This is a genomic window from Rickettsia endosymbiont of Culicoides newsteadi, from assembly GCF_002259525.1.
In the GTDB taxonomy this organism is placed as follows: domain Bacteria; phylum Pseudomonadota; class Alphaproteobacteria; order Rickettsiales; family Rickettsiaceae; genus Tisiphia.
The window spans coordinates 18417-30221 of sequence record NZ_MWZE01000010.1 but is presented as its reverse complement, the minus strand read 5'-3'; the positions used below and the strand labels follow the sequence as shown (position 1 = coordinate 30221).

Here is an 11805-nt window from a genome sequence, read left to right as displayed (position 1 = left end):
TTAAATTATTATTTAATTTGGAGCAGCTGAAAACTATTTTTCAGCTGACTCCGTACAAGTAAAGCATATTTCGCTTCACTCGTCCATACCATCATTCCCGCGTAGGCGGGAATCTAAAATACCTCAGGGCATTTTTATATCCCTGTTTTCGCAGGGATGACAACCATAGCCCTATATTTTATTCAAATCTGCAAAAAAACTTGATTATCGAGTATCATGCTTACCTTTAATTACTTCGTTGATATCTTCGATACTTAATGACATTTTAGTTCTTGGCAGTATCCCTTGTAAATTATTGATAGATTTATTAATTGGTATGACAATAAATGAATTATCTTGCATAACGAATTCTAGCCTACTACCAGAAGATAAGTGTAATTTATCCCTAATGTGTAGGATGGAATAGTAATTTGTCCCTTTTTACTAATTACTGAGTTTAATATTTTCATAAGACTCTATATTATAAATATTTACTAAAAAATATAGTAATGTAAGAATAATATAAAATCAAGCGGCTAAATTATATTTAAGAACTATAGTCAATTTATGAGCAGTTGGTAACATCGTCACTCAATGCTCGCCTATTACTTTTGATGATATCATTAAATTTTTTTACTCAAACTAATAGCTATATTACACATTAACTTGATAATTTTATTAATTAGGGGGGCAAATACTACTTCATTACTACCTTGCACTAGAGCTATATCCTTATGCTCCGTTTCATCAGACTGAAATTGCTTTATACTATCTAACAATTCTTTTTCTAAATTATATTCTTCGAGATAGTCTATTTGCTTCTGATAATGTTGTTCAATCACTTCTTCTACACTTTGGGTTAGTAGCATGGCAGTTTTTGTTCCTATTAATATCGATCCACTACCAAGTACATAACCAATAATATGCCAAAATGGCATTAAGATAGTTGGTCTAACATTACCTTGTAATAACAAGTTAGTAAAGTAGCTTAAATGCACTTCTTCTTGCTGCATCATATGTTTTATTGTAGGATAGGTTTGATGGTTTCTGCAATAATTTAATTGCCCCTCATAAATTCGTTTTGCACCGTATTCTCCGGCATGATTCACTCTAATAATTTCTTTGATGATATTTCTTGAATTGGTAAAGTCTGGTCTTGCCATACGCCCTAGTTCATTTAAATAATGTTATTAAAATTTATTCTATCAAGAAATATAATACAGCAATCTATCAGTTCCTTAAAAGATAAATTTATATTTTATTGACAGTTTAGTGTCATTATTGTATAAGTAAATCTGTTCCTTTGTATTGGATATGAATTTATGAAACGCACATTTCAACCTAGCAATTTAGTAAGAAAAAGAAGGCATGGGTTTAAGGCAAGAATGGCAACTGTTGGTGGTAGAGAGATTTTAAGGAAGCGTCGGGCAAAAGGCAGAAAGAAGTTATCAGCATAGGCAGTGCTTATTTTATCTCTAAAAAATCAAAAAGAATTTGACCTAGTTAATAAGTTAGGCAAAAAGTTCCATAGTCCTTATTTTATCACAGTAATAGCAAAAGATTTTACTAAGCTTCTTACAAAATTAAATGCAGGGAATAACGCTGCTGGCAAGACTACCAATCAAACACGGCTATGTAAAAAATCTGGTGAAGTTTTATTGCTTTTTGGCATAAAAGCCGGAAGAAAATTAGGAAATGCTGTTATTCGCAATAAAATCAAGAGACGTATCAGACATTTAATTAGGCTTCTAAGTAAAGAAACACAAATTAAACCCAATAGCTGGGCAATAATAATTATTCCTAAGAAAGGTTTTGATCAAATTGATTTTGCAACTTTACTAAGCGAATTATACAGGATATTTTCAAAGGCATAATAGACTCGTGAGCGTTCAAGAAAAAAAGTTAAAATACAAAACATCATTGCAAAGAGCTATTTTAGTAGCATTGAAGCAACTCAAAATAATGGATTGCTTCAACCATTATGTGGTCTCGCAATGACGTTTGGCAAGCAGATTTTTTATTGATCATAGTCAATTGATTAGAAGTTGGTGACGTCGTCGCTCCTAGCCCTAAATTCCCCTGAATTGACTATAATGCAACGTAAACGTGATTCTGAGATGCTTCGCGATTTGGTATTAGCCCTTACGGTAAAGCCCGATAGCAAGCGTGGTCTAGCACAATATTTAAGCGAACAATTTGACAAAAACCATGATTTAGACACCATATATCGCATGATGAATAAGTTGCAGGAGCGGATACCTAAAATTAAAGAATTATGCTTTAAAAATACCTTGGCTCTAATCCTCAACAAGCAGGTAAGTTTAGGAGGCTACCTGCAATAACTAAAGTAATTCTACATTTGGCTCTTTTTGGTTGCGAATAAACATGATTCTTTTGAAATAGCTATACTATTCCCGCAAGAATCATATTTATTCTCGTCGAAAAATAGCTCAAAATATAATTATATATATAAAACTTCCTAAAAATTAATAGCCCTCCTATCTACAGCCAAAGCTGCTTCCTTTATGGCTTCACTTAAGGTAGGATGGGCATGACAAGTTCTTGCTATATCTTCTGAAGAAGCACCAAATTCCATAAATGCTACAAGCTCTGCAATCATAGTACCAGCTGAAGGGCCTATAATATGCGCTCCAAGTACTTTATCCGTTACGCTATCAGCCAATATTTTTACCATTCCATCAGTACAACCTGTGCTTCTCGCTCGACTATTTGCCAAAAATGGAAATTTGCCGACCTTGTACTCAATCTTAGCTTCTTTTAATTGCTCCTCTGTTAAGCCAACACTTGCCACTTCTGGATAAGTGTAGATGACACTTGGAATAAGGTTGTAATTAACATGACCTGCTAAACCTGCCATAATTTCAACGGCAGCAACAGCTTCCTCTTCTGCTTTATGAGCGAGCATAGGTCCAGCAATTACATCACCGACAGCATAAATATTAGGAATTATTGTTTGGAACTGATCATTAACCGTAATTCTATTTTGTTTGTCCGTTTGAATTGCTAATTTATCTAGACCTAAATTTGTTGTATGGGCTTTCCTACCAACAGCTAATAGCACTATATCAGCACTAATTTGCTGCACTGAGGAGTCAGTTGTTTGTTGTATATTTAAAATAACTTTTCCTGCTTTTTTCTCAGCAGATATCACCTTAGTGTTTAATCGCAATTCAATAGATTGTTTTTGTAGGATTTTGGTAAATTGACTGATAATTTCTTTATCTAAAGCTGGCACAATACTTTCAGCATATTCAATAACCGTTACTTTGGAGCCAAGCCTGTTCCATACCGAACCAAGCTCTAAACCGATATACCCCCCACCAATTACTACCATAGTTTCCGGAACTTTAGCAAGACTCAAGGCTCCTGTTGATGACACTATATATTCCTCATCAACAGTAATATTGGGCATTTCAATAATATCAGAGCCAGTAGCAATTAAAATATTCTTAGCCGATATTTGTTCAACTGATGCATCGTTAGTAATTTCTACAAGATTGGCTGAAATAAACTTGGCACTTCCAGTAAATTTAGTGATTTTATTTTTTACAAACAAACCTTCTATGCCTTTGCATAAGTCTGATACTACCTGACTTTTTTTAGTCATCATTTTCTGTAAATCAAGTTTGGCTGAGGTCATAATGCCAATATCGGCACAATGGTTCAATACTTCATGATATTTCTCCGAAAAATTTAGTAATACTTTGGAAGGAATACAGCCAACATTTAGGCAAGTACCACCAAGCGTCACCCTTTTCTCTATACAGGCAACCTTCATACCAAACTGGGCTGCTCTTATTGCTCCTGTATAACCAGCCGGACCACCACCAATCACTATTAAATCAAATTCTTTCATATATTTTCCTCCATAATAATAGCATTATAAACCATAAACATACCAACACTAATAGTTTTTAGAAAAATAATTATTTTTTTATAGCTAACCCAAGTTAATATTTAACTCATCTTCTTACGAACCAAACCGCTACAAATTTTGCGTATTATTAGTTCTTATCGTGATATCAAGAATACTTACCAGTAGTTATTCTAGTACTACAGTTGTAGATTGAATGTGAGTGTTCACGGAAAAAAGGTTAAAGTATAAGATGTCATTGGGAGGAGGTTGCCAGACCGACGAAGCAATCCAGGAAAGTGATTAGAAATGGATTGCTTCGTTGACCTTACGGCCTCCTCGCAATGACGCTTGGTGATCAGGTTTTTTTATTCATCACAAAAAAATCGTGAATGCTCACATCTAAACTACAACTGTAGTATTAGATACCAAGCCAGTTTTAAAAGATGTTGCACTATGTGCATCTATTACCGGTTGAACTTGCTTCTTTAATTGTCGAATTTGTTTCTCTAATCCCTTGAGCTTTATATTTTCTTTACTAGCCATATATTAAAACTGAACTGCTGCAAGCCTAAATTTCTCTATTACTAACCCATTGATAGGCAGTAGGATCACTAAATACTTGTCGTAAAAATTGATTGTTCAGAGCATGGCTGGTTTTATAACCAGTGATGTTAGCTATTAGATGCCCTCCTGTAGTATATAAATCTCCGAATAGATCAAGAAGTTTATGCCGCACGAATTCATCAGTATATCTAAGTCCATCATGATTTATTATAATATCTTGATCTATACCTATAGCGTTATCGAGAGATGCCCCACGTGCCAGCCCTTTACTTTTTAAATATTCAAGTTCATGGATAAATCCAAAAGTTCTAGCATCAGCAATATTATTTTTAAAAGATTCATTTTCTGAGAAGAGTAAATTTTGCTTGCCAATAGCTTTACTAGCAAAATCTATTGTCATATCAACTGTCATGCTATGAGCAGGGCTACACACTAACTCGCAATCTTTGTGAATTGCCCTAATTTCTTTTAAGATTTTTAGGTATTTTTTTGGAGCATTTTGTAATTGTCGCCCAGCACATTCTATCATAAAAACAAAAGCTTTACTGCTACCATCCATTATTGGTACTTCAGAACCATCGATTTCAATTATTAAATTATCAATTCCACATCCCCAAAGAGCTGCCATTAAATGCTCTATAGTTGAAACGGAAATATTATGTTCATTTTTTATGGTAGTAGAGAAAGAAGTCTCTGAGACATTCAAACAACTAGCTTGAATAAAATTTATTTCTTGCCGCACATCAGTCCTGACAAAAACAATGCCAGTATTTTCTGCAGCTGGTCTTAAAGTCAACTGAGTAATATTACCGGAATGAACGCCTACCCCATAACAACTTACAGGGTTTAGTATTGATACTTGCATTGATAAGTTCTACTTCTATTTCAGAAATTCAAGCTATTTTAATACCTTAACAGATTATATGCAAGTTACATTATGTTACAAAATATTACACTTATACTAGTACTACAGTTGTAGATTGAATGTGAGTGTTCACGGAAAAAAGGTTAAAGTATAAGATGTCATTGCGAGGAGGTTNGGTTGCCAGACCGACGAAGCAATCCAGGAAAGTGATTAGAAATGGATTGCTTCGTTGACCTTACGGTCTCCTCGCAATGACGCTTGGTGATCAGGTTTTTTTATTCATCACAAAAAAATAGCAAAAAAAAATCGTGAACACTCACATTCAATCTACAACTGTAGTACTAGATAATCAAGGTTCTTGCAGAGCTTTAAATATAGTCAATTCAGGAGAATTTGGGGGCTAGGAGCGATGGAGCGACGCCTATAAATAATAGGCAAGCATTGAGTGACGACATCCCCAACTTCTTATCAATTGACTATACTACCCAGTCCTCCTGAATTGGCTATATACTCTCAAAATTTGCTATTGTAATTTCTTAAATTGGTATTTAATAGTAAGATTCAAAACCCCTCCACCAACAACTCCAACATAAATCTTAATATTATTCTTACCATTCCGTAAATGTGGCATCAGATCAAGTTGCGGCAACTTAGTAGATTTATATATATCAGGAGCTTCCGCAAAATCTTCTTTTTTACCAGTTTTAGAAATGTAAACAACACATTTGTCAGCTTGATAATCTCTACATTCTATATCCTTAAACTCATGATTAGGGGGACCAGTATAAATAATTTTATCATTGACTTTAATCATTAAGTAATCATCATAATACGAATCAGCCCCACCTATTGTGAAAGAGGTTAGCATATTAGTATTGGGAACATCAATCTCATAATTTGCCCAATTTAATGTATTTATTAGATAGGCTGTAGAATTGTATGAACCACCAAGTACCAAAGTGCCAATTTTAGTTGAAGTATCATAGCTATTTTTTACAGGAAAATTACTTTTAAAGTCATTTGTATATTTGAAACTAAGACCATTATTCTCTTTACAACCAACTCCCTCCGATAAGGCTTCAAAACCAACGCTTTTAGTAGCTATATTTAATAGGCAATAACGCTGCAGTGGTTTATTCGGATCAATTAATACCCAACCATCCTTGCAAGTACCTTGTGCCAAGTGACCTATTTCTGTATCTGGATCACTTATGTTATTAGACTTCCATGTTGCATTACCACTAATATCAGTCGGGGTAGAAATTGCTTTGCATTTAGGGGCATCAATTGTGGTGCAAAGACCCAATTCCTGGGATGTTTTATCTCGGATTGTATTAATTTTCTGATTATATAGGGCTTTCTCCTTCTTCTGATCAAGGGTAAAATTGTAATACTGTCCAGTATTTATCTTGTCTCCTTGTGATGGAGCCGGATCAATTCTATTATCAGTATCTACAGAGACTTTACATACTTCGACACCTTGTTTACGATTATTTACATAACAATGCACTCTATCACATTGATAAATTGTAATACCCTCCACAGTCTCTTTAGATTTACAATTAGTAGTACCTTTACATAGAGGAAGAAAGTTTTGATATTGGGTGCTTTTTTCCTTAAATTTTAAGCAATCAATGGTATCTGATTCAAGTAGTTTTGCTAGCACGCAATTAGTATTATTTACTCCAGGAATACATTTTTCTATATCTTTTAATTGTAAACAACCATGCGTTGCTCCTTGCAGATATTTACCATTTATATATTCAAGACCTTTCAAATATACCGCATCTGTAATAAGTTTTCCTTCAGTATCGTAAGGAGCCTTGTCGTTTTTGTACTCACCATATATTGTTAAAGGATTCATAGATTTTTTTCCAGAAAACGGCATAGCAGTATATGTAACTGGTGGGGTATTAGAAACATATGCCATGAAGGAAGTAAAATTATATCCTGCTAAATTTATTATTTCTTCTGTCTTTTGTTTCTCAGTTGAATATATCGACAATGGAGTAACAACAGTGCTAGTTAAATCAACCACTTTCCCTTCTTTGTCTAACACTTGGATTGACGCAACAAATTGAGGGGTATAATAGCTATTATTAGGGCAAATCACCTCAGGAATTACCCCACATTTTTGGGTTAAGATTTGGTAGCCATCTGTTACTCTTTTTTCACAGCCAATTAGCTGATCTCCTTCTATTACACAAATAGATTTTGGGTCACAACGAAAACTAGGTTCTAAATCAGTATCTAAAAAAGTATTTCTAACAATTGACACAGCAAAAGACCGCTTCTTGTCATTGTTATCGTTGAGATCAAAGAGTTTTTGTAGTTTTAATAAATTGTTATCATCCTGATTTTGTAGCTTAGGAAATTCAATATTAGCATCGATAAACTCACCAATATTGATCCCCCATATTTCTTGACAAGTAGTTTTATCTTTATCCTCTGCCTTCGTGCTGTTACAATCAGGTAAATCATCAACATAGTAACTACTTGGTGTAGAGTGATTGCCTATTTTTTGTGCGTAAACTATTCTAAAGCCATCTTCACAACCATTTTCAGTAATGCTACATTTAAAGTCAATTTTTGTGTTAACGCAAGGTGTTGTATCACCAACTGAACATTTTTTTATTGCATCACGTTGAGCGGTAGCAATATGCATCCTTTTGGCTGAAGAAAATTCACCAAGATTGTTTATTACTACACATTTATCGGTTTTTGTAAGATTTCCTTCCTTTTTACAAAGAGGTACCATATTGTCTAAACTAATACGCACGACATTATGAATAAGATTATTCCTTAATTTAGATACTACACATGGGGCATCTGAAGATTGAACAAATAAACCGTTTTCATTCTTCTTACTGCATACAGATTGGGTAGTGGGGGTAATAACTAATGGGGCTAATTTAGGGCAATATGGTGGCGGGAAAGGACCAAATGGTAATTCAACACAACCAAATTGGTAGTTATCAACAGTGTTATTTAGTTTGCCCAATGCTTCTACTATAGTTCCTGCCGCTGTATATATCCATCCTTGCTCAAGAATATATCCTATCCATTTAACCATTTCTTTTATAACATCAAGACCAGGGGTATTTTCAGCACCCATTATATCTAATAACTTACCTAATAGTGCTGACATAGTTAGATTAGACTTAATGTCTATTAAAAATTTTAGAACTTTTGCCAGAGGGTGTAACTCATCTGTTTTATGAAGAGGTTGTCTTACTGGGTTCCAGTCCAACGGATCTAAGTGAACTCCGGTAGCTGAAACCAGATTTACTAAACCAGGATCACTATATGCACATAACTTTGGTCTATCAAATTTAAGTGGTTTTCCATCATCTCCCATAAATAATTCGTCATCTTCTGTAAAACCAACATCATTCAAGTGTTTTCCACGAGTATAACCAGGATCTGCTGGCGTTCCTTTTTTGTTAAGATGAGTTGGTGCTACTTCCGGAACGGCAATTCTAGCACAAATTCTGAGTAAAGGTAAGGCATAAGCCCCAGGCCATACTACACATTCACCATCCCAATTTAAAGTAGTGGATTGATTCCAGCAGGCAAATGCATTACAACTTTGAGTTCTTATACGAATCTTTGGGGCAAAATAAGAGCTTTCTTTTGTACGTTCTGCACAATGCTGTAGATAAAATCCAATCCAATTCTCAGGAGGATCAAATTGAACCAAGCAATTATCTACATCACGTCCATCCCGTCTATTCCATGGTGGACATAGAGGGTTTGGCTTTATTGTTCTTTTGATTGTTTTATTCCATATTTCATCTATCGTAGTGTAGCCACAATTGCAAGGATTCTTTAGACATTCCCCAACTGCTTCCCAAGATGCACAACTATTGCTTGAGTAAATCAACAAGAAAAATACTAGATAATATTTTTTTAGCACCAAATTCCTCTTTTAACTAAATACGATTTAATGCCATATACAAAGGATTAATCCAATTATCAGGATGTCCTGGATATTGTTGTAATATTTTTTGATATATTTTTAATTCCTCAGCTCTACAGGATAAAATCTTGATAATACCAATTAAGCTTCCTATACTTAATTCCACAGCAATAGATTGATCGTCTTGGTTTATTAAGAACATTCTAGAAGTAATTGTAAATTTCGATAATTTCTTTATTTCTGATTCATTTAACCCTAAAATTTGCTCTAAATATTGCAATTTTATTTCTGATGGTAAAATAATTTTAGTGTCTGTTAAGTCTAACCAATTTTGTAACACCCTAGTTTTTATCGATTGCAAATAACTAAAATTAAAATTACTAACCATGATCCCATTATTTTTCATTAATCTATCAGAAATCATTTCTGATATGTTATCAAAATTTTCTGGTCTATACAAGGAATCAAGACTATCTATTACTAATATTTTTGGACTCTTCCCTGTAATAGTTAAATGATAATTAAAAGCATATATTAACCCTACACATAAACTATTATGCTTAGTTAAATTCATTGAGAATGCTTCTAAAAGTTTTCTATCTGTTGGATAAAAACGTTTAATAAAGGATTTTTCAGAAAAAGAATATAAATTAAATCCTATTATATTACCTTCGGATAAAGGAAATTTATCACTATCAAATATACTGTCATATAATCCGCCTTCTGCATAATCTGTTAATTTTAGTTTAATTAACTCTCCACCTTCTATTGAAAAATCGATTATTTTTAAAATGGATGAAAAATTACGATCCTTATTATCTAAACTATGAATTTTATCGGCAAAGATTTCTAGAAAAGCTAATTCAATTTCGGTTAGAGGATAAAAAGAATGATTACAAATTATTTTAAGAAATTCAACAATAAAATTTCTTGATTCTAGAGTATCATCTAGTATAAATGGATTTATTAGATTTTTTTCCTTTTCAATCCACTGCCCTTCAATTGATTCAACAAAAATCTTTGAATCATTATTGTTGGAAAGATACAATATTGTTGGCTTATACTTAGTAGCTTCAGAAATCAAAAAATTTGTTAATACGGTCTTGCCAGTGTTAGCTGTACCAAAAATACAAACATTTCCTCTATTATTACTTTTAGCATGAAAATTCATAAAGTAAGGCGTTCCTTTTTCCGTTCTAAGCAAAGTTACCGCTTTACCCCATATGTTATTTTGGCTTCCAGTTGGAAAATTATGTAATGAAGCTAAGGCAGCTGTATTTTCAATAATTGTTGGGGCTAACCTTCTAATATAGGAAAAGTTGCCTGGAAGTTGTGCCCAAAATGTCGATTCTAAGTTTATATCTTCTCGTACATGAACAATTCCAATTTTAGCAAGTTCCCTAGATGCCTGGGCAATTGATTGATCCAATTTGTTCAAGTCCGATCCTATAATAGCAATGGAAATTTGTTGTTTACAAAATTGGTTTGGAATTGAAGCATCAAGATTCATTATCTTATCTATTCCTGTAATCTCAGCAAGCTTAGCATCCTTACTAACTTGTAAAATATAGGCCTGTTCTTCAAATGCTTTAGATACTTCTTTTTTATCAACGAAATAAAATATTTCTGTTGCTATTAATTCTACAGGTAATTGTAGGAATCCATCAAGGGCATCCGATGATACTTCTTGATATTCCTTTATTGAAATAATGGATGCAAATTTTTTACCATGTTGACTTATTACTTCAATCTTATCATTACCAACTGCATATTGATTAGAGGCTAAAGCATTAGATAAATTGGCAATCGGCACTAAACAATATTCCTCGTTAAGATGGACTATTCTGCGATATAAAAACATCAGATCAGAGTAAGATTCCTCTCTTTCAAATCTTATTCCTAACTTTACTGCACCAAAACCTTGCAAATCCCAAAGTATTGTATCAACAGTACTATTTAGTATTTTAAAAACACTATCTAAGTAGTTATTTTGGTAATTGATAAGTTTATCGAAAGACAAAGAAGTTATTAAAGAGTTTAAGTCTTTAACTTTAATGTTATCAGAATCATAAATTATTGAAATATATAAAGTATTAACAAATTTATCATCCCAATAATTCTTTTGTTGCCATAGATTGTGAATATTAGCTGGTAACAATTTATTGTATGGAGTTGTGTCATCTAAATTTGTCTTACGCCGTACCGTATGTATCCAGAATGCAAAACTTTTATTATGAACATTTTTCTTGATAGCATTACGCACTACTTCTCGTAAATTGAATAACTTATCACTAATATTTTCTGCATTAATACCATTTATTTGGATAGTTTGGAGTAGTTCTCCATTCTTAGTTAACAGAGTGTTTTCATTATAGTGACAAGCAATTGGAATGAAATTCTCTGCAGAATTATTATACAAATCCTTATCAATTTTCCTCGAATTGCTAGTTATTTTGAACACCAATGATACCTATTAAATAAACATATATTACTTATATTCTTTTGTTTTTAACATAACTTACCTTACGCATAAACCCCATGACAATTTAAAAGTTTCGGAACGTCATTGCGAGACCACGTAGTGGACGAAGCAATCCACAT

9 protein-coding genes and 1 pseudogene are annotated in these 11805 nt (G+C 33.2%); 3 read left to right on the top strand and 7 right to left on the bottom strand.

Going from position 1 to position 11805, the window contains the following annotated elements; translation table 11 throughout:
* Positions 1 to 204 precede the first annotated feature (204 nt).
* Together RiCNE_RS07905 and RiCNE_RS01545 are read right to left on the bottom strand one after the other, a co-directional pair.
* Positions 205 to 342 (bottom strand): hypothetical protein, encoded by a 138-nt coding sequence (locus RiCNE_RS07905; RefSeq protein WP_239832569.1) that lies wholly within the window; start codon positions 340 to 342, stop codon positions 205 to 207.
* Between the two features lie 260 nt (positions 343 to 602).
* On the bottom strand, positions 603 to 1142 hold the full coding sequence (locus RiCNE_RS01545; protein WP_094648877.1) for a demethoxyubiquinone hydroxylase family protein: 540 nt from the start codon (positions 1140 to 1142) through the stop codon (positions 603 to 605).
* Between the two features lie 159 nt (positions 1143 to 1301).
* Here RiCNE_RS01545 and rpmH point away from each other — a divergent pair, with 159 nt between their 5' ends.
* From rpmH to RiCNE_RS08535, 3 genes and pseudogenes are all read left to right on the top strand, one after another.
* Positions 1302 to 1436, top strand: a complete 135-nt coding sequence (rpmH, locus tag RiCNE_RS01540) for a 50S ribosomal protein L34 (protein ID WP_094648876.1) — start codon at positions 1302 to 1304, stop codon at positions 1434 to 1436.
* A gap of 3 nt (positions 1437 to 1439) precedes the next feature.
* On the top strand, positions 1440 to 1853 hold the full coding sequence (rnpA, locus tag RiCNE_RS01535; protein WP_094648875.1) for a ribonuclease P protein component: 414 nt from the start codon (positions 1440 to 1442) through the stop codon (positions 1851 to 1853).
* A gap of 216 nt (positions 1854 to 2069) precedes the next feature.
* Positions 2070 to 2303, top strand: a pseudogene (locus RiCNE_RS08535) (IS1634 family transposase); the annotation flags it as partial.
* 155 nt (positions 2304 to 2458) lie between these two features.
* On the opposite strand, the gene lpdA reads toward RiCNE_RS08535, so the two are convergent.
* The 5 genes from lpdA to RiCNE_RS01510 form a co-directional block, all read right to left on the bottom strand.
* Positions 2459 to 3856: a dihydrolipoyl dehydrogenase gene (gene lpdA, locus RiCNE_RS01525; protein ID WP_094648873.1), complete on the bottom strand. Its 1398-nt coding sequence runs from the start codon at positions 3854 to 3856 to the stop codon at positions 2459 to 2461.
* Positions 3857 to 4255: 399 nt separating this feature from the next.
* Positions 4256 to 4399, bottom strand: coding sequence for a hypothetical protein (locus RiCNE_RS07405; RefSeq protein WP_157905645.1), 144 nt, complete (start codon positions 4397 to 4399; stop codon positions 4256 to 4258).
* Between the two features lie 25 nt (positions 4400 to 4424).
* Positions 4425 to 5285, bottom strand: coding sequence for a UDP-3-O-acyl-N-acetylglucosamine deacetylase (gene lpxC / locus RiCNE_RS01520; RefSeq protein WP_094648872.1), 861 nt, complete (start codon positions 5283 to 5285; stop codon positions 4425 to 4427).
* 523 nt (positions 5286 to 5808) lie between these two features.
* Positions 5809 to 9201 (bottom strand): hypothetical protein, encoded by a 3393-nt coding sequence (locus RiCNE_RS01515; RefSeq protein WP_094648871.1) that lies wholly within the window; start codon positions 9199 to 9201, stop codon positions 5809 to 5811.
* Between the two features lie 16 nt (positions 9202 to 9217).
* Positions 9218 to 11656 (bottom strand): VirB4 family type IV secretion/conjugal transfer ATPase, encoded by a 2439-nt coding sequence (locus tag RiCNE_RS01510; RefSeq protein ID WP_094648879.1) that lies wholly within the window; start codon positions 11654 to 11656, stop codon positions 9218 to 9220.
* Positions 11657 to 11805: the final 149 nt, after the last annotated feature.

Coding starts and splice junctions, on each gene's coding strand:
- rpmH (WP_094648876.1), top strand. CDS start 1,302: ATGAAACGCACATTTCAACCTAGCAATTTAGTAAGAAAAAGAAGGCAT.
- RiCNE_RS07905 (WP_239832569.1), bottom strand. CDS start 342: ATGCAAGATAATTCATTTATTGTCATACCAATTAATAAATCTATCAAT.
- lpdA (WP_094648873.1), bottom strand. CDS start 3,856: ATGAAAGAATTTGATTTAATAGTGATTGGTGGTGGTCCGGCTGGTTAT.
- RiCNE_RS07405 (WP_157905645.1), bottom strand. CDS start 4,399: ATGGCTAGTAAAGAAAATATAAAGCTCAAGGGATTAGAGAAACAAATT.
- RiCNE_RS01545 (WP_094648877.1), bottom strand. CDS start 1,142: ATGGCAAGACCAGACTTTACCAATTCAAGAAATATCATCAAAGAAATT.
- lpxC (WP_094648872.1), bottom strand. CDS start 5,285: ATGCAAGTATCAATACTAAACCCTGTAAGTTGTTATGGGGTAGGCGTT.